This is a genomic window from Ochrobactrum sp. BTU1 (assembly GCA_018798825.1).
GTDB lineage: Bacteria > Pseudomonadota > Alphaproteobacteria > Rhizobiales > Rhizobiaceae > Brucella.
Window position 1 is genome coordinate 527,028 of sequence record CP076357.1, and the last position, 26,029, is coordinate 553,056.

Consider the following 26,029-nt stretch of genomic DNA (forward strand, 5'->3'; position numbering starts at 1 on the left):
TTGTCGCCGCCTGTTTTCCATCAATGAGAAGCGTTTGTAATTTTCCAGATTTGTGGAAACCATTCTTCCCCATCACATTTCCTCCCCTCTCCCCCTCAGTCTCTTTCAGTTACAATTTTTACCACCGGGACAAAAACTGTTCATCCTTAACTTTCGATTATCTGTCCAAAATTCTGCGAACAACTGGCCCTAAGGCTGTTGGCTCCGTCGCAAAATTTTCAGCTGGTTAAAAGCAGCCTTATATTAGCGACGGAGCCAGGCCGACTGCACCCAAACGAAAAATTGCGACAGAGCCAAATAGCTGGTAGCTCGCTTCCACGCTGTAGAGGACGAATTCGGATCGAATGTTGCGGCCTTGGTGTAGGACGCATCGAGAGGCCCGTTGGTCTGCGGTCATCGGCTCAATCTTAAGAAGCAATCTGGACAAACCGGACAATCTGCACTATCTTGGCTGGAGTGAACAAGGAAGACGAAGATGGTTGCTGCCACACGGAAATCGCAGATCGGCGCAGGGCTTGAAGTCAATCCGGCTGCAGTCGCTGATGTTCTCAAGGTTCTTGCCCGACACAATCCCGGCCTTTCGAAGCCGGCGCTTGTCGCGACGGGAAAGGTCATGGCTGTGGTCTCCGCAGTGGCAGCCCGTCTATCTGTCGAGCAGCAGCGTCGAATTGCCGCCGACGATGTCGAACTGGCTCATATCGTCGAGGCGGCCGTCGCAGAACTGGCCGCGAAGCCTGGACATGCGCTCGAGAAGGTTCCGGTCGAAAAGCCTGTCGAAGTGAGCCGAGGTGCTGGCCTCGGGCAATCGGTGGACATCGAGGAAGGGCGCCGCAGGATCGCCGAGTTTGCGACGCCGACCCGCATCGAAGACTGGGCGGGGCCGGTCGCCGGACCAGGGGACATCGAGAAGACGTTTGGCACAAAGCGATCAACCTTGCACGACTGGCACAAGCGCGGGGCTGTTATCGGCTTGCTCAAGGGCGAGCGAAAGCATGTCTTTCCTCTGGCTCAATTTGTGGATGGCCGGCCTGTCGAGGGCATGCCCCAAATCACCAAAATCATCCGCAATCCTCGGGTGGCCTGGCAATGGCTGATCCAATCGAAGCCAAGCATTGGCGGAACACCGCTCGAAAACCTCAAGAAGGGCAATCTCGACGTGGTTCTGGATGCAGCCGAGCGTGATTTTGGCTGAGCCCTATCGTGAAACTTGATCCCCAAACGGTTCAGGAGCTCGCGCTGAAATTTCGACCAGAATCCTATGTCCGCGTTATCCCCGTAGCGCACATGTCGACGCCGCTTGGCATGGGGTTCGGCCAGTCGCGGTTCTCAAGTCCGAACCAATTGTTCCGTCTACTTTATGCTGCGTATGATCTTGCGACCGCAATCGCAGAGACGATTGTGCGCGATCGCTTCGAGGGGATGCCCGACCGTGTACTTGATGAGAGTGAAATCGAAGAGTGGGCAGTCACCGAGGTGACAGCCACGGCCCCTCTTATCCTTCTCGACCTACGAACGACCGGTCTCCTGAGGCTCGGCATCAGCACTGACGCTGCCCGTGCTAAGGAGCATAGCGAAGGTCAGAGTTTAAGCGAAGCAGTCTATAGCTCCTATGCAGTCGATGGGCTGCTCTATTCCTCGCGCCTTACGGCCGCGGATTGCGTCGCGGTCTATGATCGAGCCGTCGGCGGAAAACTTGTCACCTCTCCTGCTGTCGAATTGGTTAGGCAAGCCGACCTGATATCCGCCCTGCGGTCAATTGGCGTATCGATACGAACTGGGCGGTAAGGTGCAAGAGAATGAGATTTCTCTTGCGGACGTCAAAAAGGCCATGAAGAGCTAAAAAGACGCCTTGAAGTTATATTAGCGGCGCAAAATCGATAAGGTTAGTGCGCAGGCGCATGCGGATCGTGCTTCTAAGATGTTTAATGAATTGGACGTGACGAATATAACCGTAATGGTGATTTCAGCATGTCCAAATCCCTCACGAAAACGCTATCGGCTTGCCTGGCCTTTTGATTGGGGCTGAGGACTGCCCCACCATCTCTTTGAGAGATTATTTTTTCATCGGGACAAAAACTGATCATTCCTGACTTTCCATTATCTGTCCAGGATTCTGCGGACAACCGGCCGTATGGCGGTTTCAGTTCACGGGAATGAATCAATCCGCCCTGATTGATTCAAAAGTCTCATTAGACGCAGAGGATGTTTTCAACGACGTTGATGAAATGATCGAGCGGCAATTAGAGCTTTACGTTGAACACAATGACCCAAATCGAACCATGGCGCGCTTTTACGCCATGCATATCTCCTATTCTCTGTTCGGAGAGCCATGCCTTTTTCGCCAATGGGGAAGGATCGGCACGTCTGGACAGGATAAACTTGGACACTTCGAACACGAGGCCGACGCGATCAGAACGTTCCTGGATGTTGTCAAGAAAAAGCAAGCCCGCGGCTACACGCCGAGAAACGGTGAAAGCTGCAATGTTGTGAAAGCCTTTTAGCCGCTATTGATCCGCGCTCATGCGACAGCGCCTTCATCCGCTCGCGAAGGTCATGGTCATCGCTGCGCCTGGTTTCGTAACGGATCGTCATCCGGCAAACGCCCATGGCTTTACACGCCCGCCGTTCGCTCATCTGATGCTGATCCATCAGATGAGCGACAGCTTTCCGCCTTGCTGCGGGCGCCACCACTAATGAGATGGTCCGCCTCGTCCTCCCGCAGCATAATGAGGCGGCCAAACCGAAGGAGGTTGCTATGCCACAACGCAATATGCCGCGTTCAGCGGCTGTCTACGGAATTGCTATTGGTAAGAACATCTTCCAAGTCGTCGGTCTCGGAAGCGACGGCGTGCCAATTCAGAAGGTTCGTTTCCGACGCGACACGCTGCTGCAATTCTTTGAGCGAGCAGCACCGGCGATCGTGGGGATGGAATCCTGCGCTGGCTCTCAATGGATCGCCAGGAAGATACATGCGCTCGGACATAAGGTGCGCTTAATTCCCGCACAGTTTGTGAAGCCCTACGTAAAATCGAACAAAAACCGACATCATCGATGCGGATGCGATCGCAGAAGCAGCTACGCGACCAACAATGCGGTTTGCTGCACTCAAGAGCGAAGAACAAGCCGATCTTCAGGCTTTGCACAGGGTGCGAGACCAGATGATCGGAACGCGAACGCGCCTAATAAATCAGATGCGAGCCTTCTGCCTGGAATACGGAATTGCCCTGCGCCAGGGCGCGGGTCTGTTCAAGCTCGACCTGCCACAAGTTCTCGAAGACCAATCCAAACGACCTTACGTCAGCGATGAGGAAGCTGCTTGCAGATTTGTTTGCCGATCTGCGCCAATTGGAGCAACGTATTAGTGACGTCACACGCGAGATCGAAGCCATAGCTAGTCGAGAGGATGTGGCTCGACGGCTCATGACGATCCCTGGCATCGGAGCATTGGGAGCGACTGCACTTCTTGCAGCGATTGGCAGTGGACGGCAATTCCAAAAAGCACGCGATTTGGCGGCGTGGCTCGGCCTCGTGCCGCGGGAATACTCGACCGGCGGAAAGCAAAGGCTTCTCGGCATCAGCAAGCGAGGGAAACGCTACGTGCGCAAACTGCTCGTACACGGCGCACGATCATGCTTTCGACATCTCGACCGAACAAAGGATCGGCTGGGGAACTGGCTGGATGGCCTCCAAGCCCGAATGCACCCAAACAAAGCTGTCGTTGCACTTGCCGCCAAAATTGCCCGGATTGTCTGGGTCATCCTGACTAAGCCTGGAGCGCTTTACGAACGCAGAGACCCTGCCTTCACCTAACGCTTCTGGCTCGATTGCAAGGCTCGGGAATAGTGATGACGAAACAGTGGATCAACATGCCGTAAGTCCTGTGCAAAAAAGCGGGCTTCGTGCCCGAACCATTTATTGGGAACGGCGTGTGCGGATCTCATCATGGCCTGGCTGCAACCGCAGCCCACTCGCGAGAGGCCGGATACATTTATGCAACTGGAATCGTCATTTGCGATGTCGCGAACCCTTGCACGGACGAGGCGGACCATACATTCTTTCTCAAAAGGTCTTTCAAAGCGGCGTTGTCGAGCATCGCATCTGCCAGGAGCCGTTTCAGCTTCCTGTTTTCGTCTTCCAGCGTCTTCAACCGCTTGGCCTCAGACACCTCCATGCCGCCGAATGGCGCTTCCGTTCTTATCGTTTTGACGGTTCTATCGAGAGTTACAAACAGAGATAAATGCTTACGAATTATCTCATCAACCTTCCTGCTGATCAACGATCCGAAATCCGGCGTCGGAAAGATCGTTGATCGCTTTTCTGTCGACAGTTTGCGGCGCACGTGACATCCCCACCAAAGCTCTGGCAATTGTTTTGTCGAGAATTGCCGGGCAGGAACATGGGTTAGACCAATTCATCGATAGTGACTTTGAGTGCTTCGGCAAGCTTCTTCAAAGCATCGAGCGAGCCTTCGCGAGCACCACTTTCAATCTGCGAGAGATAAGGGGCGCTCATACCGGCAGCATCGGCGAGCGCCTTCCCCGTCATGCCGCGATATTCACGCCAGACCTTGATCTTGTTCTCGCCATCAAGAAGACGGTCAACTATATCGGAAGGGATCAATTCATCTTCGCCGGAAGCAATGCGCGCTTCTATCCGCCGGATATCTTCGATATCTTCTTTGTCTTCAAGAGCCTCAATCAGCCTGTCAAGTTCGGCCTTTGGAAGGAGAGCGAGTTCTTCTCCCTTCGGGGTTTTGATAATCTGAATATTCATTATATTTCTCCTAGTCGTAGACCCCTCCACGTGAGGCAATCTTTTCAACGGCAATCACTTCGCCAGTTTCCTTAAATATTATCCTCCAATCACCAACTCGCATGCGCCTAAATACTTTCATGGTGCCTGCCATAACAATCACATTGTTTCCTAAGCTTGCAGGGTCTTCAGCGTACTGGTTAAGCTTGGACCGGATCAGCCTTGACGTGTTGGCTGGCATCTTTGATAAGGCCTGGATTGCTTCGCGGATATAGGTGATCTGCTTCATAAGTCATTATTAGCACTATGCTAATTATAGCGCAATAGTATTATTATCTATCAGCTAATATCTATCTTGCGGAGGCGTCGCTGCGTCTTGCATGTGCGGTCCTGATGAATGTACCAATAAAAAAAGCCCCACCGAAGCGGGGCCTTTACTATTTCTAAAACCAAGCGATCAGTTTCACAGTGTTTTCGTAGAGCGACACAACTCCGATAAGGATCGCCAGCACGCCCAAAATCACCCATCTCATAAAGCGGCCAATGATGCGCATTGATCTGATCAGATCCGGCCCGTGTTTCATCAAGTCAATATCTTCCTCGCGAAGCTGAGAGACAAACTCGCGGGTTTCTTCAGTAATTCGATCAGCTTGCCAGCAGTGGTAGCTTCCGGATCCATTGGCATCACCTTACCCTCGGCTGTTGTCCGCGGCTGAGAGGTCTGGTCCGGCTGCTGTTGCTTGTTGCCTTCAGCATCCTTCGGCGTCAGGTCGATATTGGCCTGAATGTCGAAACCTTCATATTTCTTAGATCCTGAGAAATCCTCATGGGTGAGCGTACCGGTAACGGGCGGATAAGATTTTGTTACGACACGGTTCTCAACTATTCACCTTTGATACCACCGGAACATCATAATCTATAACATCAATGATGTCGTTTGACGTCATTACAATAAAATGCCTCAGATTTTCTTGTTCAATCACGCACTTCTCCGCATGTAACCACTTTAGATATTTTGAATTGACGCATTCGACTATAAGGAAACCTATCAGTGAAAGGGACGCAATTTCTGAAACAAACCCAATCCGGTCACCTTCATCAGTATTCCTGTATGAAACAACGCCACCATCCCAATACAAATTATAAAAATCTCCTTCATAATCCCGTACACTAATTGATAAGCCATCTACCCCATCGACAATAGTTTCACACTCGAAGCGCCCCTTCACTAATATTTCTTCAATTGGTAAAAATTTTTCCCTATATGCCATAACGAACCTTAGTTTTCTTCTTCCCATTTTGAATTTCAAGAGTTGGACGACCATCGGTGCTTTGGGGTCGAACAATAACGGTACTCCCATCTCCTAATGTTCCCACTTTAACGCCATTCGGATAATTTTTCACGTCCGACGGATTGAGATCATTAAAGTCCTTCTCCGCTTCGGGCATTCCACCCGGTTTTTCCCATTGTGACGTCCGCCCCTTAGTTTCTTTTCCCGGTGACGCTCCGGGAACTGGCGGAGGATTATTCGACGAAGCGCTAATAACCACGCTCGGAACACCTGCATTAGTGAGCACATATCCCATGTCTTTCAGCTGGCTCGGCGTCATCGGCAGCGTGCCAATTGTACCACTTGTCAAGCGGACGGCACCGCCATCGCCATAATACTCAATGTCAAGTGATGCAGTAGTTCCATCGGGATAAGTAACCAGTATTGTGGCACCTTGGATATCCCCATGCTTAGCTTTGAGAACGACGCTGGTGCCATCATCGGCTTTAAATTGCTTGTTGATATCACCGCCCGTTTCGGTCGTGGATGCCAGAAGAAATGCACCAGCGAGCCCTGCGATTGTAGCTCCGGTTACACTAATCACTCCCCGTACGACACCGGTCAACCGGTCATAGTCAGCCAGACAGGTTCCCGCCTGCGTAGGTGAGAAATACTTGATCTGCCCATTTACCGGTATTGCACAACCCGTCTGTGCGTGTGCCGAGGGTACAATCCAGCTAAAGATACTGAAATCGACAGCACCATGTTGCTGGGCACATTGCGCCAAGGCAGCTCGAACATTCGGATCATCAAGAAACGGAAACATCTCTTTGGAAAGAGCAGCCTGTTCCGGTGTCCTCTTGCCATCCTTGACCATCTGATCAAGGGCATTACTGAAAGTTTCGGCCAACGTCTGACCTGCTTCCAACGCCGCTTTTACCGAAGTATCCGACAGATAATATTCGATCTCGACGTGTTTATCCTTGGTGATCTCATACGCCTTGTCGGGATCACGGTTGAGAGCGGCGAGGTCTTCGGTCTGGCCGCTCGCTTCCAGTTCAGCCTGCTTGTCCTTGTCACGAATAATGATCTCACCCGGTCCGACGGTGGCACGTACTTCCTGACGCGTGTCGTCAAGCTGATAAGTGCCTTCTGCCGTCGTTTTCGGCTGAGACGTCTGATCCGGCTGCTGCTGCTTGTTGCCTTCTGCATCCTTCGGTGTCAGGTCGATATTGGCCTGAATGTCGAAGCCTTCATATTTCTTCGAGCCGGAGAAGTCTTCATGGGTCAGCGTACCAGTATCGAGTGTCAGATCACCGCTTTCCGAGATGATCTTGCCTGCACCCAGATGGGTGTTACCCTCAACGCGAACATCCATGTCACCCTTAGAGACAAGTCCGGACTGTTCGCTGATCCAGTTGGTTTCACCTGATCCTGTGCCATAGCCCGGCGAAACACCCGTGACCTTTGGCATTCCTCCGGTCAATGAACCGCTGACGCCAAACGAAGTCGACTTGTTCGAGCTTTCACCGGTGTCAGGAACCGAGATGATGTTGAGATCACGCCCGACATTGGCGGTGATAGTCTCACCTTCGACGACAGCACCCTTCAGATTCGTGTCACGACCGGATTCAATATTGATGTTTACCTGAGCCGGTGACGTGGGTGTTAACCTGCGTCGTGCCTTCGCTGTTCGACTTGCCTGAACTGCCATTCACGCTTCCGTTGACGCCAAAACCCACTCCGTTCAATGACACTCCGGCTGACACACCGACACTTGCACCAGCAGACTTGCTGGACGAGGATGAACTGTTGGTTGCCTGCGCACTTTCGAGATTGATATCGTTGCCGGCTTTCAGGCTGATATCGCCGGCACCACCAGAAAGCAGACCATTTTCGTCATAGCCCGCAACAATCTGTGCGCCATGGCTGTTGATGTCACCCGATTTGGCTTCAATGGAAACACTGTTGCCACCGCGAATGCCTGTAACGACCGGAACCGAGCTTGCTGCACTTTCCTTCGATTTCGAATATTCAAAACCGATGCCAACCGACGCGGAGGCTATGTTGCCATAGTTGCCGTTGGCATCCGGCATCACCATAGATGAGAGATTGTTGATCGCATCATAAGCTTTAAGGCCAGCAAAGCCTGCATTGGCTGCGGAATACCCGTCTGACACATTGGCAACCTTGCCAGCCGCATCAGCAATACTTTTGGCCGAACTGACAAGACCGGTGGAAACTGTCGCGGTTATGCCCGCAAAGAGCTCCTCGTGCATATGCTCGTAATTGGTCTTGTCCTGAGCCGCGAGAAGATTGACATCGCGCTCCGCGGTAATGGCAATATCATTTTCGGCTTCAACAAGTGCGGCTTGAAGGTTCGCATCGCGGCCCGCATTGATGATGACGTTGTTGCCAGCTTGTAGACTGGAGACAGCATTGGTCTCAGCACCCTGCTTCGTTTCGTCTTTCGACGACCCAAATCCGATACCGATGGAAGCTGAACCATTGCCGGAACTCAGCTGAACACCAAAGCCTGAGCGCTTCTCTTTGTCTTCCGACGCATAGCTTTCCGCACCAGGAAGGATATTGACGTCACGGGCGGCATCGAGCGCAATGTCATTGCCGGCTTGCACATGGGAGCCGATAATATTGACATCAGTCTCGCGGGCTTTGATCGAAACATCATTTCCCGCCGAAAGCGCAGAACCGACATTTGCGACAATGTTCTCGCTGCTGCTTTTCTCTTCCTTGCCCCAGATCGAGTAGAAGCCGTCGCCTGAGCCCGCACCAAGCCCGGACTTCTTGGATGAAGACGAGGCATCGTGGCGTTCCTGCGCACCTATGATCGAGACACTGTCACCTTCGATCGCGATATCGTCGCCAGCCGTGACCTTGGAACCTGCAATGACGACATTATCGCCAGCATTGAGGTTCACATTGCCAGAAGCACCAAGCTCGGATGCAACAGTCGTTTCATCGTAAGTATGGCTCTTGTCACTCTTCTTCGACAAAAGGCCTGATTTTGATTTGGATGCATCTGTTTCAACGGTGTCTTTGCCGGATGCGATAATCAGATCGCCACCGGCATCGATATTGAGATCAGCCTTGTTATCTGCCGTTCCCGCCTGAATGTTCGAGGCAGAGATCGTTGTATCGTTGCCAGAGGTGATATCAACACCGTTACCACCGCTGATCGATGATCCAACAGCGGTCTCGGTGTCCGTGCGGCTATGGCTTTCCTTTTTGCTGAAGACGCCCTTTGAACTCGTATCAAGCTGAGAATAGCCGGTATCGCGGGCTTCAGCGATCGTGACATTGTCGGTTGCGCTGAGATCGACCTCGCCTTTGGCATCAATTTTCGAGCCAATAATATTGAGATCATGGGAATTGTCTGCATCCGTCTTGTCGCCGGCTGGAACACACATAGGCGAGAGCAGCTATTATTGCTGCTAGTATGAACAGAAACCAAAGCATGCCACGCTCCTATGCCTGAACCCGTCCGCCACCTGGTGTTTTCCCCTTCATCCAAGGAATTGCGACCTCGGGCTCTTCAAGTATACCGCGCTTCTTGGCGAACCCTCGAATGGCGCTTTCTGCTGCTTCAATTGGTTTGATACAGTCGTGAGCATCGCAGCACGCTTTCCAAGCTATCTCATAAATCAGATCACGATCGTGCACGGGGCGCTCATCCTAACCGGCTCAGTTCTGCGTGGAAACCAACACTTGCGCCTTGCATGCGCCCAGCAATGGGCCACCCGAATGGGACCGCCGTCCTTTCGAGAAGGTTTGGTCAATCGATTGTAATTCTGATAGCCATCGACCTGCAGAATGAACACTGCGATTGAGTAGGTTTGTAAAAAGTGGTGCGCCCCTTACTCGGCATTTTCCAGTGCCGCCAGTATTGCAGCTCCCAACTCCTCATCGGAAGCCAAGGGGATCGCTGGCATTTCAGCTAGTGGCGTATATCCGTGTTTAGGTCCGTCATTGCGATAAGGTGTCAGGATCGCTGAAACACCATCATCTGTCGTGATCCCAACAGACTTGGACGAATTGACGAAGGTACCATACGATTTGACCCCCGCAAGATCGAGCATTGGCTTAAACAAATTTGGAAATGAAGATGGATGAGCGATTCCTTGCCGTGAAGCAGCCAAGCAGTCTTTAACCATCCGGCCGCCTTCCCTGATATTGCCTTTTTCAGTAGTTAGCACTGGGGCTGATAGCATCCAAATCCCTGCAGTCGTTTGAGAGCAAGCATGGAAATAGAGCCGGTTCTTGCGCTCGTAAATTGTCGCAGACTTCATTGATTTGAACTCTTTCGTGTTAGGGAAGCTGTATGATGTTGATAGTTACACCACGCGACGCTCCGAGGCTGTCGCGACGTGCATCGCTCGTCGCGCCGAAGGCCTTAGATCGCAATAACACTTTGGGTATGATTGGCGATCATCGGCTGCCGTATAGGTGTTTCACATCGGCACCGCCCAAGGTCGAAAGTCAAAACGCTCTTCTTTTTTAAGCAATACATGCTCGCAATATCGATCGATCGCCTCGGCAGGATCAGCCAAAACCATCATGTTTTCCACATCGGCATCTCGGATGTAATAGACAACGCCATCCTGGATATGGTTTTTTACGAACAGATGATCTCCATCGGTTCTTTTTTTCCCCGTAAAACTTCCCCAACTGTTTAGAAACATCATAAACTTTGTATAAGAGCTGTCTTTCCGATCAGGCTTAACGCCTGGTATCATTTCTTCGATCAGCGGCAGAAGTTTCTTTTTAAGACGCAAGCCATTGAGATAGCCGTCAATTGATTCCCATGGACGATTAATCGGGAAAGGCAAAATTTGAGTGAAAGGGCCGATCACAGGCTCATTAATAACGTTCAAGCCATCGAACCGGTGATAGTAAGCAAGTCTAATCGATTCCGGTAAACTAAAATAGCGATCGATCGATGAATACTTCCGATTAGAGAAGCCGTCATCGTCTGGATTTGCTCCTAAGAATCGCCGATTAATTCCGATTATGTTCCCATTTACTTCTTGAACAACGTGAGAAGTGTATCCAGCAAGTTCATTTTCACGTAAAATTAACGAGAACTCAGATCCATTCAGTAATTGTTTTGCTGTATGCGGCTGATGAACAGTTAATAGTTCATAAGCCCACTCTTTTCCATGATCCAAAAGAGAAATGGAATCACGAATTTTGCCTTGAAATATAAGCTCTTTAAATCCTACAGGTAAAGAGTTTCCTTTTTGAAAGACTTTACTTGGATAGTTACCTTGTGTAAAATCAGCAATATTCATTTTCCATTTTCCTTCAACATACTACTGATCTTATCTTGGAAATAATCATTAAGATTTTCTTGCTCCGATTTCAACCAATCTCGATATGCAGGATCAAGTGGTTGTCCTTTATATGTAGGCCATTCATTCGGTGTCCCCTCAATTTTGCACCCTTTCGAACAGTTTATTGAGCCTTCCAATGGCTGGAAATTCCTTGGATCGTTCAATAATTCTCGTTGCTGCGATGGAGTGAGCATATCAAAATCTTGGAGGTTCTTAATTCCATTTTTCGGGAATATATGATCTTTATGGAAATTCACACCTGTCGGGATATCTTCTAGCTTACCGGTCAAAGGATTCATCCATTTGACCGGCTTCCCTGCAATATCATAGAGTTCTGTTCGGTAGCCTGTTGGATAGAAACCTGCCTTCACTGCAGCAAGTTGCTCTTCAATAGTTCCAGTTGCTTTAGGTGTTCCTCTGGCGCGCGGTCCTCCGCCAACAATTGTAGCTGCGTAAATTGCATGCACAACAACCGGATTTCGCAAAGCGTCATTTATCTCTTTGGGCGATCCCGTGGCAATCTGCAATGAAAACGGATCTGTGAGTGCCTTTAACTGGTCTGGAGTAAAATTGTAGGTATCATTGGCATCAGCGTATTTTGCAGCGGCCAGAAATACAGTATTGCGTTCACCAAAATACAAAGCCTGAAAAGGGTTATCAGTTTGATCCGCCTTACCTGCGCGCGCCAACTCATAATACTCCGCCGCTGCATAGCGCAACTCGGCTCTGGCTTGCTGACACTCGGCAGAGGTATCACCAATACATTGGTCCAGTTTGTCGTAACGAGCCTGCGATAATGTATTAAGTTCGTTGAGATGGGTGCAAGCTGCTGGGTCGCGTTCTTGAACACAACTGACCAATGTTCTGTCGAACTCTTCACGCTCGGCATGCTTAAGATAGTTATTTTGATAAGCATTTCCTGCGTATGCGGCACCAGTTCCGCCAGTTGCGGCACCCAGTCCCTGAAGGATCGACCCGGTGATAGACTTGACCATGAGGTCTGCCGCTGAACCTGTGAGCCCAGCATCCTTCACAAACTGTTCGACAAGCTTGTGAATTTCTGGTGCAAGTTTTGCCGACATTGCACCACCGAGCATACCGGAGAGCATTCCATTAAAGTCGGTAACACCGCCGAGCAGCCCGCCCGCGATGGCGTGAAGGATGGCCGGACCCGTTCCGCCTTCCTTCCAGAATTCCATCTCTTCTGTGTTGTTGTTCTTATGTGCCTCAGCAAATCGGTCTGAAGCATAATCACCGATCATCTTTGCGGCTTTGGCGGCCGCATCGTCGTAGAGCTGCTGCGTCTTCAGCTGCTCACTGAGGAGTTTCTGAAGATCAGGAATTCCGGGCAGCGACGTGTTAGTATCTGTCGTATCACGCCGCAGATCATCAACGTTCTGCTGCTGATTGGCAGGATCAGTGATGATGATCTCGCCTGGAGAGATTGCTGACAGCGCCTTTCCGGTTTCGCTTTCACCTTCCTTGATCGGCGGAGAGACGAGCGGGCCGCTTGCACCGAAGCCACCGCCATGGGTGTCGGCTTTCCATTTGGAATGCGTGTCGAGATCTTCAAACTCGAGCGTTCCGGTTTCAAGACGATTGTTTTCAGGATCGGCTTCGCTCGTGATGAGGCCACCGGTCAGCTTGGTGTTGCCGTCGACCTTTATGTCGAAGCCACCTTCGCCTGCATGAATGCCGGATTGTTCGGAGACAATGGCCGCATCACCCTTGGCTGTCTGATAAGAGCCGGAGATGCCGCCGCTTGTCTGGCCCTGAGCGTTCGTTCCAACACCACCGCTCACATTGACCTGATTGGCCTTGGCCTTCGCGGTATCGAGTTGACTTTCAATGTTCAGATCGCCGCCAATATCAGCAATCACGGTCTCGCCGGAAACCGTCGCACCCCGCAGGTTTGTATCATTGCCGGAGTTGATATAGACAGTTCCGCTGCCCGTCACATGCGTGTTGATGTTGGTGAGAGTGGTATCGTTGCCTTTCCCCTGACCGTAGTTGAAGTTCACGCCAGGGTTCAGGAGATCAATAGAAACTCCGCCTGAGACATTCTTGCTGGAGTTCTCACTGGTTGCTTTGGCACTTTCCAGATTGATGTCATTGCCAGCAATCAGTGCAATATCACCACGCCCACCTGTCGGAAGCCCGTACTGATCATAACCGGCGCTCACCTGCGCACCGACCGCATTGATATCGCGGCCTGCTTCGATGATCACTGTATCGCCAGCATTGATCGTGGTCACCACAGGTGTCGATGTCGATCCCTCGGCACTGTTCTTCGAATATTGAAAGCCGACACTGAGCGATCCGGAAAGTAGCTGACCGCCAGGATTCCAGTTATTCGTCTCGTTTGCGCCACTCAGGACGTCATAGACATATTTGCCGTTAATCCCAGCAATAGTCGCCATCGCAATGGAATTGGCTGTGCTACCGTCACCGACCCTTTTTCCAGCTTCGTAGGCATTGCCGACGGCTGCTGCTGCCTGCGATGATACTGTTGCGGTAACACCGACAAACAGTTCCTGATGCATAAATTCATAATTTGTCTTGTCTTGCGCCGAGAGCAGATTAACGTCCCGCTCAGCGATAATGTCGACAGTAGAGCCAGCAACAACCTGAGCCGCCTGAAGATTGGCATCACGGCCCGCCGTGATGATCACATCCCGGCCTGCATTCAGGCTCGAAACCGCATTGGTTTCTGCGCCTTCGCTGGCTTCTGTCTTTGCTGAACCAAAGCCAATCCCGATCGAAGCTGAACCGTTGCCGGAACTCAGCTGAACACCAAAGCCTGAGCGCTTCTCTTTGTCTTCCGACGCATAGCTTTCCGCGCCAGGAAGGATATTGACGTCACGCGCCGCATCGCGCGCGATATCGTTTCCGGCTTCAACTTTCGACCCGATAATATTGACATCTGTCTCGCGGGCTTTGATGGAAACATCATTTCCAGCAGAAAGCTCAGAGCCAACATTTGCGACGATGTTCTCGCTGCTGCTTTTTTGGCAGCTGCTGCGTCCTCAGCTGCTCGCGGAGAATTCCGATGATCGGGAATGTCGGGTAACGAGATATTGTTACTTATTTAATATTATTGTAGAAATAATCCAACTCATCACGATCTCCCTCTAATATACCTAAATAATGATGATAAGATTCCAATAATCTAGAATATCCCATAAGCATCACAACGCCAAACGAGTACTTTAGATACTTATATTCATCCCTATCATCGATGATTTTCAAATTCCATTTTTTTATTTGATCTTCAGGCTGCATTTCGAAAATATACTGCGGAATCCACAATGGTCTTCCATCGTCTGGAGAGATAAGCGCATCTACGCGATCATGTATGATCATCAGTCCGTAGACATTATAAATATCTCCGACCTGAATACCTCCATATTCGGTCTCATCAAGTTCATGTAAATATCTTTTATCATTAGGTATGGACTTCCCAGTAGTTCGAATTATCTGAAGGTGCATGGCTCTCACTTGAACTTAAAATCATCGACCTGACCGGTTTTGACATTTCTCACGTAATGAACTTCTACTCCATTAATATTTTGGGCCATTTTTACCCATCCCTGCTCAGCAGGCCATCGTTTGTCAGTCATTGGAACAGGTATAGGCCGTCCTGCAGTTGGAGTAGACATTGCCTGTTCCATTGCCAACTTCTCGGTTAGATTATTGGGATTGACTCTACCCGTAGACCCCCTCGCTGCAAACCCCATAGTAGCAGCGGCAATTGCCGCACCGACGTCGAATCCTGCCGCTGAAAGTTGTTCAGCTTTCTCGTCCATTGACAGTGATGGATCAGCCATGATCGAGCGCCATTCCAACGATGTCGATATACCGGTGTTATAGCCATCAGCATTTCCAATCAGATATTGATTGAAATAGTAACCTTTGGGCATACCATCGAGTTCGTCCAACGAAGACCAGAGCCATTGCGTCAGAACAATTGCCTCACCGTTTGCTGGAACAATACCCATTCCACTTGCGAACCCAGCAGACTGAACTACCTTGACCCGATCTTCAAAACTCAAAGTGTTCAGATAGGCTGTAATGGCATCCTTGCATTCCTCGTATGTCTTGATACCAAGTTCGATACGGGTGCCGTCTTTCTGAACGATGTAACAGCTATTCTCGTAAGCATAAGCAGACGTTATCACCCAGCTGAACGGATTGAATCTGTTAAAGCCTTGACGCTGCCCGCCACAACCGCCGAAGCTGCCACCGTTATTGATCGCATCCAGTCCCTGCCGCACATTATTACGTTCTTCGGGCGTCAATTCCTTCCCAAGCAGATAGCGATCCACGAAACCGCCCGCCTCCATTGCCTTTCCGATGCTCGATGCGACGGCATTTAGAGACGTATCCGACAGATAATACTCGATCTCGAGGTGCTTATCCTTGGTGATCTCGTAAGCCTTGTCGGGATTGCGGTTGAGAGCGGCGAGTTCTTCGGTCTGACCCGATGCTTCAAGCTCTGCCTGTTTGTCCTTGTCTCGAATAATGATCTCGCCCGGTCCAACTGTGGCGCGTACTTCCTGCCGCGTGTCGTCGAGCTGGTACGTACCCTCGGCTGTTGTCCGCGGCTGAGATGTCTGATCCGGCTGCTGCTGCTTGTTGCCTTCAGCATCCTTCGGTGTCAGGTCGATATTGGCCTGAATGTCAAAGCCTTCATATTTCTTAGAGCCGGAGAAATCCTCATGAGTGAGCGTACCAGTATCGAGCGTCAGATCGCCGCTTTCTGAGATGATCTTGCCTGCACCAAGATGCGTATTGCCTTCGACGTACACATCCATCTCGCTCTTGGAAACGAGGCCGGACTGTTCGCCGATCCAGTTGGTTTCACCTGATCCTGTGCCATAGCCCGGCGAAACACCCGTGACCTTTGGCATTCCTCCGGTCAATGAACCGCTGACGCCAAACGAAGTCGACTTGTTCGAGCTTTCACCGGTGTCAGGAACCGAGATGATGTTGAGATCACGCCCGACATTGGCGGTGATCGTGTCACCTTCGACGACAGCACCCTTCAGATTGGTGTCACGTCCGGATTCAATATTGATGTTACCTGAGCCGGTGACGTGGGTGTTAACCTGCGTCGTGCCTTCGCTGTTCGACTTGCCTGAACTGCCATTCGCGCTTCCGTTGACGCCAAAACCTACTGCGTTCAATGACACTCCGGCTGACACACCGACACTTGCACCAGCAGACTTGCTGGACGAGGATGAACTGTTGGTTGCCTGCGCACTTTCGAGATTGATATCGTTGCCGGCTTTCAGGCTGATATCGCCGGCACCACCAGAAAGCAGACCATTTTCGTCATAGCCCGCAACAATCTGTGCGCCATGGCTGTTGATGTCACCCGATTTGGCTTCAATGGAAACACTGTTGCCACCGCGAATGCCTGTAACGACCGGAACCGAGCTTGCTGCACTTTCCTTCGATTTCGAATATTCAAAACCGATGCCAACCGACGCGGAGGCTATGTTGCCATAGTTGCCGTTGGCATCCGGCATCACCATAGATGAGAGATTGTTGATCGCATCATAAGCTTTAAGGCCAGCAAAGCCTGCATTGGCTGCGGAATACCCGTCTGACACATTGGCAACCTTGCCAGCCGCATCAGCAATACTTTTGGCCGAACTGACAAGACCGGTGGAAACTGTCGCGGTTATGCCCGCAAAGAGCTCCTCGTGCATATGCTCGTAATTGGTCTTGTCCTGAGCCGCGAGAAGATTGACATCGCGCTCCGCGGTAATGGCAATATCATTTTCGGCTTCAACAAGTGCGGCTTGAAGGTTCGCATCGCGGCCCGCATTGATGATGACGTTGTTGCCAGCTTGTAGACTGGAGACAGCATTGGTCTCAGCACCCTGCTTCGTTTCGTCTTTCGACGACCCAAATCCGATACCGATGGAAGCTGAACCATTGCCGGAACTCAGCTGAACACCAAAGCCTGAGCGCTTCTCTTTGTCTTCCGACGCATAGCTTTCCGCACCAGGAAGGATATTGACGTCACGGGCGGCATCGAGCGCAATGTCATTGCCGGCTTGCACATGGGAGCCGATAATATTGACATCAGTCTCGCGGGCTTTGATCGAAACATCATTTCCCGCCGAAAGCGCAGAACCGACATTTGCGACAATGTTCTCGCTGCTGCTTTTCTCTTCCTTGCCCCAGATCGAGTAGAAGCCGTCGCCTGAGCCCGCACCAAGCCCGGACTTCTTGGATGAAGACGAGGCATCGTGGCGTTCCTGCGCACCTATGATCGAGACACTGTCACCTTCGATCGCGATATCGTCGCCAGCCGTGACCTTGGAACCTGCAATGACGACATTATCGCCAGCATTGAGGTTCACATTGCCAGAAGCACCAAGCTCGGATGCAACAGTCGTTTCATCGTAAGTATGGCTCTTGTCACTCTTCTTCGACAAAAGGCCTGATTTTGATTTGGATGCATCTGTTTCAACGGTCTCTTTGCCGGATGCGATAATCAGATCGCCACCGGCATCGATATTGAGATCAGCCTTGTTATCTGCTGTTCCCGCCTGAATGTTCGAGGCAGAGATCGTTGTATCGTTGCCAGAGGTGATATCAACACCGTTACCGCCGCTGATCGATGATCCAACAGCGGTTTCAGTATCCGTGCGGCTATGGCTTTCCTTTTTGCTGAAGACGCCCTTTGAACTCGTATCAAGCTGAGAATAGCCGGTATCGCGGGCTTCAGCGATCGTGACATTGTCGGTTGCGCTGAGATCGACCTTGCCCTTGGCATCTATTTTCGAGCCAATAATATTGAGATCATGGGAATTATCTGCATCCGTCTTGTCGCCGGCTGCAACTCTGACCGAACCGCCAGAACTGATTTCCGAGCCAATATGAGTTTCGGAACCCTGCTTGACTTCGGAGCCGATTGTTTCGGTGCGCTGTTGGGCAACCGTGATGTTGATATCGTCCCTGGCTTCGAGGCTGACGTCACCGCCGGCCTTCACCTTTGAACCTGATATCAGAATATCGTCGCCAGCTTTGATGGACGTGTCACCACCAGACGACAGGTTGGATGTTTGCGCAAAGGTGGAATCGGTCTGCGACATGCGGGTGCCAGCGACGCCATTGACCTTCTTCTCAACACCTGCCGCAACAACATTGACCGAGCCCGCTTCTGCTTCAATGCCAAGATTGCCACCGGCTGCAACACTCGAGCCAATAACGTTCACATCCTGTTTGGCGGTGATCGTCGTGTCTTTGCCCGATTGAACAGTGGTGCCAATCACATTGTCGGAACCATTATTGGTCGCTTTTGCCGTGTCGAGCGTTACACTTTGCCCGGTAAGATCGACATCATTGCCTGCCTTGACCTCTGCACCGCGCAGGGTCAGATCATTACCCGCTGCAAGGCTCGCATTGCCGCCGGCCTCAACACCACTGCCGGATTTGACGAAAGTCTCATTACCGATCTGCATTTCGGCTGCACTAATCGTCAGATTTTGCGAGGCCGACAGCGATACGTTGTTACCGGCCGTAAAGCTGCCACCCGTAGCGGTGATATTGGTAGCGTCAAGCTTGAGGTCAGTCTTCGGGAGATAATGCCGGAGTTATTGACCTCTCCGACCTCCCATGTTCCCTTCGCGCCTAAACACCGAAAGAACGAGCTTGGCGCTCAGCCGAGTAATAAACGGCTAAGAAGCGCGCTGCAAGTCTCACAGCGGAAAAACCTTCAGCCCCCCGCGACTCACTTTGTATTATATTTGCTACCTAAAATCGTAGGTGTAACACCAGATGAAAACATTCACAATTTCGTCTGGAATTCCCGGATGTTTTGACCTGAAATCGTTGGCAGCCATTTGCCCCATTTCATTGACATCCTTTGCGTATCGATGTGCGTCAGTTGCGTAAAAATCATCCTCCAATGATTTTAGCTTATCCATCAGTGGTTTTGCGTTCATTTCACCGAATCTCTTGATCACGCGCGTCCAATCTCGACACGGCATGGAAAACATGCCGCTACCAGACCACAAAGCTGCTGCATCAGAAAGTTTTTCAAAATCAACTGTTGTCATCTTTTCCATAATAGCGTTTCAATTCCTGTAATTGGGTCAATAGCTTTAATAGATGCTACATACTGTTGGAACCAGAACTGTGACACCGTTGACCGTCTTCTTCTCATACCAGACCATCGTCTCGGTCAGATTGGCAATGAGTTCGGGCGAGAGCTTCTCACCAATCGTCAGGCCATTGGCATTGGCAAAGTCGACACCCCGATCAAGCAGCGTCTTCATCTGCTCGATGGCATCACTTCCTGGTATAAATGAACCTTTGCCAAGCCCCTGATTGACGAGTTGGCGCAGTTGCTGATCGATCAGCTGGTTCTCAAAATAGGCGTCTCCCAGAAACGGGATTTCCCGATCAGGCTTATAACCGATGCGGTTGATAAAATAGCCCGAGCCATCGAACTTGCCGACATCGAGGAATTCAGCGCGGGTCTCATAAAGGAATAGCTGGCCTGGAATAGTGCCGCCAAAGCCGCCCGAATTTGGCTTTGGTGCAGAATTACCAAGAGCTGCAATCAGATCAGCACCGACAAGTGGCGTCCCGTTTGCAGACAAACCATTCAGCGCCGCATTTGGCGTATAAAGTGCGCCACCTGCGGTCATTCCATTGAGTATTGTGGTTGGATCATCTGTCGCAGGAGCCGTTGAAAGCTGTGCGCCGCCAGCAATCGAGCCCTCAGCGGATGTGTTGTTGACAGTGGCAAAGCCACTGACGTCCATATTGCCAGCCGCCTTGATGTTTTCGAACGCGCCGCCAACAATGCTTTGGCCGGTAACACGGGAATTGCCTTTGTCGAGATCGTTGACACCATCTCGATTGCCATTGGCGTCATAGGCTTCGCAGCCGCCTGTTGCTTCACATGTCGAGGTGACGGTGCGGTAAAGTGCTATGCCTTCATTGTTGAGCACTGATCCGGTTAGTTTTGCATCACCGCCCGCTTCCTGGAAAGCTTCGCCGCCGCTATCGTGGTACGGCTTCCTTCTATTTTAATGATCTGCACCCGTTTCTACCGAACCCTCGACATTAGGTGAAAGCGGAGCAATTCAGATTATGTCCATTGCTCAACTATGTCCGGCTGGGCTCACCACTTACAAGGAAGCGAGAGAGTGAAAGCCTACCGTGGGTCCGTAGTCTTGATCCGTATCTGAAACATAGACCTCGAAACGTCGTTTAGGAAAGCTAAAACCCAAGGCTATTTTCAACGTGTGTGCCATCAAATTGGCTACGCCTTCAAATGATGTCTCGGAGACCTCATCGCGTGTGGAGAATAGATCATATACATGCTGGTGATTGAGCACCTTTTCGACCGCCACAACGTCCCCGAGCTTTAACTTCCATTCTGAATAACTAGAAAGTGTAAAATTGTCATGGAGAAATACCCCACCTTCATGTTCAATGAAGGCTGGAATAAGCAAACGACCCACAATAGATACAACATCAGGATGAACATAATAATTAATGTATTCAAACCAGCCTAGTTTAGGACGAGGGGAAACAGCATCCCCCCAATCCTTAATTGCTTGAGGCTCGGACCAAACTGAAAGTGGATCGTGAACTTTCATGGAATTTCCTCTCGGATTGCGAACCTCGGATCAGTTCTTGGCGTTTGAACCCGAATGCTGTCATCAGGAAGGTGGTTTCTACCACATTCAAGAACATGCTGAGTTGGAACGCCATAGTGGGCCGCGCCAGCGACATCCACACGTTTCATAATTAGTCCATTTGCGTCGTATGTCGCATAGCTTGTGATATTGCCTTGGTTGTCAGCCCTATAAACTGTGCTGTTAGGAGGGCTGTGGAACTTCACCTGATTTTGAGCCAGTTTTCCAATTAAGGCTAATCCACACAAATTCGGAAATCGACTTAGGTTCCAACAGTTTACATGTGCTAGGGCTGATCAACGCCAAATGCAAAGCCGGGTCAAAATCTGGTGAAATTCAACAGATAGGGGGATTACACGCTTTTCCCCATTCTGTAATTGCCTTGGGCTCCGTCCAGCAAGAGAGTGGGTCGATTTTAATCATGGATATCCTCAGGGGTGCACTCCTCGGGCCAGTCCTCGCCCGCTTTGAAACGTTCGAACCAATAGTCGCGAGTATGTGGTTCGTGAAGACGCTCGAATTGGCGCACAATAATCTCTAGATCCGCCCCTATATCGATATTAAATGCAAACCATGTTTTCGATAATCTAGCGGTAATCTGAAAAAGGGTGTCGAATTTTGCATCTGCATCAGAACGGCTCCCGCAACTAATCTCTCTAATTAACCTCCGACACTCTGTCCTATAAGCAGTAAGGCATTGCTTTACAGTCGCCTTAGCACGATCAAGCTCTTCCAGACCATTGTCCATTGTTGCGTTTATTGCATCGGGATTCATCGCTATCACTTTATCGGTTGAATGTGCCCAACTTGGCCGGTTGAAGGATTATATATCATTTCAAGCCCTGCCCCTTCATAACGGAAGTATCCTGGGGCCCCTCTCGGATCTGGAGTTACTTTAGGACTACTGCTCAATATTTCCCGAGCCTGTAGAAACGGTGCGGGACGACCACTTCCATACAAATATTCGTAATACGACTTGGAAAACTTAAAACCGTCCGCTGAATAAAATTGGCCATCAAACTCAATGGGTCTTCCTGCATTCGCACTTCCTCTTCCACCAGCACCGTTTCCTCCGCGGATAGGGCCTTCAATCTTGCTTCCACCACCTTCTCGTGCAGCTTTAAGCCTGTCTTCGATGGACTGATGGATTTTCATATTATATTGGTAGGCATTGCCTGCATAGGCCGCACCGGATCCACCCGTTGTGGCACCCAATCCCTGAAGGATAGAACCAGTAATAGTATTGACCATGAGATCAGCGGCTGATCCGGTGAGCCCAGCATCCCGAACGAATTGCCCGACGAGATTTTCGATTTCATGAGCGAGATAGGACGAGGAGGCACCGCCGAGCATGCCGGTGAGCATGCCGTTAAAGTCGGTAACCCCGCCTAATAATCCACCTGCAATCGCGTGAAGGATGTTTGGTCCCGGTCCACCTCTGGCCCAGAAGTCATATTCGGCGACATTGCCGCTTTTCAAAGCCTCTTCTGCCCGTTTGACCGCATAATCACCGATCATCTTGGCCGCTTTTGCGGCTGCATCGTCGTAAAGTTGCTGCGTCTTCAGCTGCTCACTGAGGAGTTTCTGAAGATCTGGTATTCCGGGCAGCGAGGTATTGGTTTCGGTCGTATCGCGCCGCAGATCATCGATATTTTGTTGCTGACTGTCCGGATTGGTAATGATGATCTCGCCCGGAGAGACTGCTGAAAGCGCCTTTCCGGTTTCGCTTTCACCTTCCTTGATCGGCGGAGAGACGAGCGGACCACTTGCACCGAAGCCACCGCCATAGGTGTCAGCTTTCCATTTGGAATGCGTGTCGAGATCCTCGAACTCAAGCGTTCCGGTTTCAAGACGATTGTTTTCAGGATCGGCCTCGCTCGTGATGAGGCCACCGGTCAGCTTGGTGTTGCCGTCGACCTTTATGTCGAAGCCACCTTCGCCTGCATGAATGCCAGATCGTTCGGAGACAATGGCCGCATCACCCTTGGCTGTCTGATAAGAGCCGGAGATGCCGCCGCTTGTCTGGCCCTGAGCGTTCGTTCCAACACCACCGCTGACATTGACCTGATTGGCCTTGGCTGTCGCAGTATCGAGCTGACTTTCAATGTTCAGATCGCCGCCAATATCAGCAATCACGGTCTCGCCGGAAACCGTCGCACCCCGCAGGTTTGTATCATTGCCGGAGTTGATATAGACAGTTCCGCTGCCCGTCACATGCGTGTTGATGTTGGTGAGAGTGGTATCGTTGCCTTTCCCCTGACCGTAGTTGAAGTTCACGCCAGGGTTCAGGAGATCAATAGAAACTCCGCCTGAGACATTCTTGCTGGAGTTCTCACTGGTTGCTTTGGCACTTTCCAGATTGATGTCATTGCCAGCAATCAGCGCAATATCACCACGCCCACCTGTCGGAAGCCCGTACTGATCATAACCGGCGCTCACCTGCGCACCGACCGCATTGATATCGCGGCCTGCTTCGATGATCACTGTATCGCCAGCATTGATCGTGGTCACCACAGGTGTCGATGTCGATCCCTCGGCACTGTTCTTCGAATATTGAAAGCCGACACTGAGCGATCCGGAAAGTAGCTGACCGCCAGGATTCCAGTTATTCGTCTCGTTTGCGCCACTCAGGACGTCATAGACATATTTGCCGTTAATCCCAGCAATAGTCGCCATCGCAATGGAATTGGCTGTGCTACCGTCACCGACCCTTTTTCCAGCTTCGTAGGCATTGCCGACGGCTGCTGCTGCCTGCGATGATACTGTTGCGGTAACACCGACAAACAGTTCCTGATGCATAAATTCATAATTTGTCTTGTCTTGCGCCGAGAGCAGATTAACGTCCCGCTCAGCGATAATGTCGACAGTAGAGCCAGCAACAACCTGAGCCGCCTGAAGATTGGCATCACGGCCCGCCGTGATGATCACATCCCGGCCTGCATTAAGGCTCGAAACCGCATTGGTTTCTGCGCCTTCACTGGCTTCTGTCTTTGCTGAACCAAAACCAATTCCAATCGAAGCTGAACCATTGCCGGAACTCAGCTGAACACCAAAGCCTGAGCGCTTCTCTTTGTCTTCCGACGCATAGCTTTCCGCACCAGGAAGGATATTGACGTCACGGGCGGCATCGAGCGCAATGTCATTGCCGGCTTGCACATGGGAGCCGATAATATTGACATCAGTCTCGCGGGCTTTGATCGAAACATCATTTCCCGCCGAAAGCGCAGAACCGACATTGGCGACAATGTTCTCGCTGCTGCTTTTCTCTTCCTTGCCCCAGATCGAGTAGAAGCCGTCGCCTGAGCCCGCACCAAGCCCGGATTTCTTGGATGAAGACGAGGCATCGTGGCGTTCCTGCGCACCGATGATCGAGACACTGTCACCTTCGATCGCGATATCGTCGCCGGCAATGACCCTGGAGCCTGCAATGACGACATTATCGCCAGCATTGAGGTTCACATTGCCAGAAGCACCAAGCTCGGATGCAACGGTCGTTTCATCGTAAGTATGGCTCTTGTCACTCTTCTTCGACAAAAGGCCTGATTTTGATTTGGATGCATCTGTTTCAACGGTCTCTTTGCCGGATGCGATAATCAGATCGCCACCGGCATCGATATTGAGATCAGCCTTGTTATCTGCTGTTCCCGCCTGAATGTTCGAGGCAGAGATCGTTGTATCGTTGCCAGAGGTGATATCAACACCGTTACCGCCGCTGATCGATGATCCAACAGCGGTTTCAGTATCCGTGCGGCTATGGCTTTCCTTTTTGCTGAAGACGCCCTTTGAACTCGTATCAAGCTGAGAATAGCCGGTATCGCGGGCTTCAGCGATCGTGACATTGTCGGTTGCGCTGAGATCGACCTTGCCCTTGGCATCTATTTTCGAGCCAATAATATTGAGATCATGGGAATTATCTGCATCCGTCTTGTCGCCGGCTGCAACTCTGACCGAACCGCCAGAACTGATTTCCGAGCCAATATGAGTTTCGGAACCCTGCTTGACTTCGGAGCCGATTGTTTCGGTGCGCTGTTGGGCAACCGTGATGTTGATATCGTCCCTGGCTTCGAGGCTGACGTCACCGCCGGCCTTCACCTTTGAACCTGATATCAGAATATCGTCGCCAGCTTTGATGGACGTGTCACCACCAGACGACAGGTTGGATGTTTGCGCAAAGGTGGAATCGGTCTGCGACATGCGGGTGCCAGCGACGCCATTGACCTTCTTCTCAACACCTGCCGCAACAACATTGACCGAGCCCGCTTCTGCTTCAATGCCAAGATTGCCACCGGCTGCAACACTCGAGCCAATAACGTTCACATCCTGTTTGGCGGTGATCGTCGTGTCTTTGCCCGATTGAACAGTGGTGCCAATCACATTGTCGGAACCATTATTGGTCGCTTTTGCCGTGTCGAGCGTTACACTTTGCCCGCTGAGATCGACATCATTGCCTGCTTTGACCTCTGCACCGCGCAGGGTCAGATCATTACCCGCTGTAAGGCTCGCATTGCCGCCGGCCTCAACACCACTGCCGGATTTGACGAAAGTCTCATGACCGATCTGCATCTCGGCTGCACTAATCGTCAGATTTTGCGAGGCCGACAGCGATACGTTGTTACCGGCCGTAAAGCTGCCACCCGTTGCAAGGATATTGGTCGCATTGAGCTTTAAGTCGGTTTTAGCCTGGATAATGCCAGAATTGCTGACATCACCGACATTCATATCAACCGTGTCACCGGAGATGATTGCGCCTGCAACCGTCAAGTTCGCCTTATCGACATTGGCGATGTAGACTGTTGGAACCAGCACTGTGACACCGTTGACCGTCTTCTTCTCATACCAGACCATCGTCTCGGTCAGATTGGCAATGAGTTCGGGCGAGAGCTTCTCACCGATCGTCAGGCCATTGGCATTGGCAAAGTCGACACCACGATCAAGCAGCGTCTTCATCTGCTCGATGGCATCACTTCCTGGTATAAATGAACCTTTG

Annotated in this window: 19 protein-coding genes and 6 pseudogenes; 4 read left to right on the forward strand and 21 right to left on the reverse strand. The window is 51.1% G+C overall.

Translation table 11 applies throughout. The features are described from left to right. Window positions 1-475 precede the first annotated feature (475 nt). The 3 genes from KMS41_25990 to KMS41_26000 all read left to right on the forward strand — a co-directional run bounded on the left by KMS41_25990 (window position 476) and on the right by KMS41_26000 (window position 2,501). The gene (locus tag KMS41_25990) at window positions 476-1,192 is read left to right on the forward strand and encodes a hypothetical protein (protein QWK81288.1); all 717 of its coding nucleotides are present in this window, start codon (window positions 476-478) and stop codon (window positions 1,190-1,192) included. A gap of 8 nt (window positions 1,193-1,200) precedes the next feature. Beyond that, window positions 1,201-1,785 (forward strand): RES family NAD+ phosphorylase, encoded by a 585-nt coding sequence (locus KMS41_25995; protein ID QWK81289.1) that lies wholly within the window; start codon window positions 1,201-1,203, stop codon window positions 1,783-1,785. A gap of 368 nt (window positions 1,786-2,153) precedes the next feature. Next, window positions 2,154-2,501, forward strand: a complete 348-nt coding sequence (locus KMS41_26000; protein QWK81290.1) for a WGR domain-containing protein — start codon at window positions 2,154-2,156, stop codon at window positions 2,499-2,501. 13 nt (window positions 2,502-2,514) lie between these two features. On the opposite strand, the pseudogene KMS41_26005 reads toward KMS41_26000, so the two are convergent. Beyond that, window positions 2,515-2,691 (reverse strand): annotated as a pseudogene (locus KMS41_26005) (IS3 family transposase). A gap of 79 nt (window positions 2,692-2,770) precedes the next feature. On the opposite strand from KMS41_26005, the pseudogene KMS41_26010 reads away from it, so the two are divergent. Next, window positions 2,771-3,810 (forward strand): annotated as a pseudogene (locus KMS41_26010) (IS110 family transposase). Between the two features lie 238 nt (window positions 3,811-4,048). Here KMS41_26010 and KMS41_26015 read toward each other — a convergent pair. From KMS41_26015 to KMS41_26110, 20 genes and pseudogenes are all read right to left on the reverse strand, one after another. Continuing rightward, window positions 4,049-4,195, reverse strand: a pseudogene (locus KMS41_26015) (IS3 family transposase). A 206-nt stretch (window positions 4,196-4,401) separates the two neighbouring features. Next, entirely contained in the window at window positions 4,402-4,773 is a 372-nt protein-coding gene (locus KMS41_26020) for a helix-turn-helix domain-containing protein (protein ID QWK81291.1), read from the reverse strand. Between the two features lie 10 nt (window positions 4,774-4,783). Then, a complete protein-coding gene (locus KMS41_26025) occupies window positions 4,784-5,041 on the reverse strand; it encodes a type II toxin-antitoxin system RelE/ParE family toxin (protein QWK81292.1) in 258 nt (85 codons plus the stop codon). Between the two features lie 154 nt (window positions 5,042-5,195). Next, the gene (locus tag KMS41_26030) at window positions 5,196-5,336 is read right to left on the reverse strand and encodes a hypothetical protein (protein ID QWK81293.1); all 141 of its coding nucleotides are present in this window, start codon (window positions 5,334-5,336) and stop codon (window positions 5,196-5,198) included. Window positions 5,337-5,630: 294 nt separating this feature from the next. Next, complete coding sequence (locus KMS41_26035) at window positions 5,631-6,050, reverse strand: hypothetical protein (protein QWK81294.1); 420 nt, start codon at window positions 6,048-6,050, stop codon at window positions 5,631-5,633. Next, a pseudogene (locus KMS41_26040) lies at window positions 6,013-9,451 on the reverse strand (hemagglutinin repeat-containing protein). Before KMS41_26040 ends, KMS41_26035 begins: the two are co-directional and overlap by 38 nt. A gap of 58 nt (window positions 9,452-9,509) precedes the next feature. After that, window positions 9,510-9,704: a DUF982 domain-containing protein gene (locus KMS41_26045; protein ID QWK81295.1), complete on the reverse strand. Its 195-nt coding sequence runs from the start codon at window positions 9,702-9,704 to the stop codon at window positions 9,510-9,512. A gap of 44 nt (window positions 9,705-9,748) precedes the next feature. Further along, window positions 9,749-9,853: pseudogene (locus KMS41_26050) on the reverse strand (IS66 family transposase). A 45-nt stretch (window positions 9,854-9,898) separates the two neighbouring features. Then, window positions 9,899-10,330, reverse strand: a complete 432-nt coding sequence (locus tag KMS41_26055; GenBank protein QWK81296.1) for a hypothetical protein — start codon at window positions 10,328-10,330, stop codon at window positions 9,899-9,901. Window positions 10,331-10,492: 162 nt separating this feature from the next. Beyond that, window positions 10,493-11,332 carry a hypothetical protein gene (locus KMS41_26060; GenBank protein QWK81297.1) on the reverse strand — a complete coding sequence of 280 codons (840 nt, stop codon included), beginning with the start codon at window positions 11,330-11,332 and terminating at the stop codon, window positions 10,493-10,495. Continuing rightward, window positions 11,329-14,364 carry a hemagglutinin repeat-containing protein gene (locus KMS41_26065; protein QWK81867.1) on the reverse strand — a complete coding sequence of 1,012 codons (3,036 nt, stop codon included), beginning with the start codon at window positions 14,362-14,364 and terminating at the stop codon, window positions 11,329-11,331. Before KMS41_26065 ends, KMS41_26060 begins: the two co-directional genes overlap by 4 nt. Before the next feature lie 94 nt (window positions 14,365-14,458). Continuing rightward, a complete protein-coding gene (locus tag KMS41_26070; GenBank protein ID QWK81298.1) occupies window positions 14,459-14,863 on the reverse strand; it encodes a hypothetical protein in 405 nt (134 codons plus the stop codon). A gap of 5 nt (window positions 14,864-14,868) precedes the next feature. Next, on the reverse strand, window positions 14,869-14,994 hold the full coding sequence (locus KMS41_26075) for a MafB (GenBank protein QWK81868.1): 126 nt from the start codon (window positions 14,992-14,994) through the stop codon (window positions 14,869-14,871). Between the two features lie 141 nt (window positions 14,995-15,135). Then, a pseudogene (locus KMS41_26080) lies at window positions 15,136-18,936 on the reverse strand (hemagglutinin repeat-containing protein). Window positions 18,937-19,140: 204 nt separating this feature from the next. Continuing rightward, window positions 19,141-19,458, reverse strand: a complete 318-nt coding sequence (locus tag KMS41_26085) for a hypothetical protein (GenBank protein ID QWK81299.1) — start codon at window positions 19,456-19,458, stop codon at window positions 19,141-19,143. Between the two features lie 36 nt (window positions 19,459-19,494). Further along, on the reverse strand, window positions 19,495-20,349 hold the full coding sequence (locus KMS41_26090) for a hypothetical protein (GenBank protein QWK81300.1): 855 nt from the start codon (window positions 20,347-20,349) through the stop codon (window positions 19,495-19,497). Window positions 20,350-20,529: 180 nt separating this feature from the next. Beyond that, on the reverse strand, window positions 20,530-21,003 hold the full coding sequence (locus KMS41_26095; GenBank protein ID QWK81301.1) for a hypothetical protein: 474 nt from the start codon (window positions 21,001-21,003) through the stop codon (window positions 20,530-20,532). Next, complete coding sequence (locus tag KMS41_26100) at window positions 21,000-21,290, reverse strand: hypothetical protein (protein QWK81302.1); 291 nt, start codon at window positions 21,288-21,290, stop codon at window positions 21,000-21,002. The genes KMS41_26095 and KMS41_26100 overlap by 4 nt, the downstream gene beginning before the upstream one ends. Window positions 21,291-21,457: 167 nt before the next feature. Continuing rightward, window positions 21,458-21,817, reverse strand: a complete 360-nt coding sequence (locus KMS41_26105) for a hypothetical protein (GenBank protein QWK81303.1) — start codon at window positions 21,815-21,817, stop codon at window positions 21,458-21,460. 5 nt (window positions 21,818-21,822) lie between these two features. Next, window positions 21,823-25,989: a hemagglutinin repeat-containing protein gene (locus tag KMS41_26110; GenBank protein QWK81304.1), complete on the reverse strand. Its 4,167-nt coding sequence runs from the start codon at window positions 25,987-25,989 to the stop codon at window positions 21,823-21,825. Window positions 25,990-26,029 lie beyond the last annotated feature (40 nt).

Bases quoted from the DNA above. Each gene is read 5' to 3' on its own strand.
- KMS41_25990 (QWK81288.1), top strand. From the start codon at position 476: ATGGTTGCTGCCACACGGAAATCGCAGATCGGCGCAGGGCTTGAAGTC.
- KMS41_26000 (QWK81290.1), top strand. From the start codon at position 2,154: ATGAATCAATCCGCCCTGATTGATTCAAAAGTCTCATTAGACGCAGAG.
- KMS41_26020 (QWK81291.1), bottom strand. From the start codon at position 4,773: ATGAATATTCAGATTATCAAAACCCCGAAGGGAGAAGAACTCGCTCTC.
- KMS41_26025 (QWK81292.1), bottom strand. From the start codon at position 5,041: ATGAAGCAGATCACCTATATCCGCGAAGCAATCCAGGCCTTATCAAAG.
- KMS41_26030 (QWK81293.1), bottom strand. From the start codon at position 5,336: ATGAAACACGGGCCGGATCTGATCAGATCAATGCGCATCATTGGCCGC.
- KMS41_26035 (QWK81294.1), bottom strand. From the start codon at position 6,050: ATGGGAAGAAGAAAACTAAGGTTCGTTATGGCATATAGGGAAAAATTT.
- KMS41_26055 (QWK81296.1), bottom strand. From the start codon at position 10,330: ATGAAGTCTGCGACAATTTACGAGCGCAAGAACCGGCTCTATTTCCAT.
- KMS41_26060 (QWK81297.1), bottom strand. From the start codon at position 11,332: ATGAATATTGCTGATTTTACACAAGGTAACTATCCAAGTAAAGTCTTT.
- KMS41_26070 (QWK81298.1), bottom strand. From the start codon at position 14,863: ATGCACCTTCAGATAATTCGAACTACTGGGAAGTCCATACCTAATGAT.
- KMS41_26075 (QWK81868.1), bottom strand. From the start codon at position 14,994: ATGACTGACAAACGATGGCCTGCTGAGCAGGGATGGGTAAAAATGGCC.
- KMS41_26085 (QWK81299.1), bottom strand. From the start codon at position 19,458: ATGGAAAAGATGACAACAGTTGATTTTGAAAAACTTTCTGATGCAGCA.
- KMS41_26095 (QWK81301.1), bottom strand. From the start codon at position 21,003: ATGAAAGTTCACGATCCACTTTCAGTTTGGTCCGAGCCTCAAGCAATT.
- KMS41_26105 (QWK81303.1), bottom strand. From the start codon at position 21,817: ATGAATCCCGATGCAATAAACGCAACAATGGACAATGGTCTGGAAGAG.
- KMS41_26110 (QWK81304.1), bottom strand. From the start codon at position 25,989: ATGAAGACGCTGCTTGATCGTGGTGTCGACTTTGCCAATGCCAATGGC.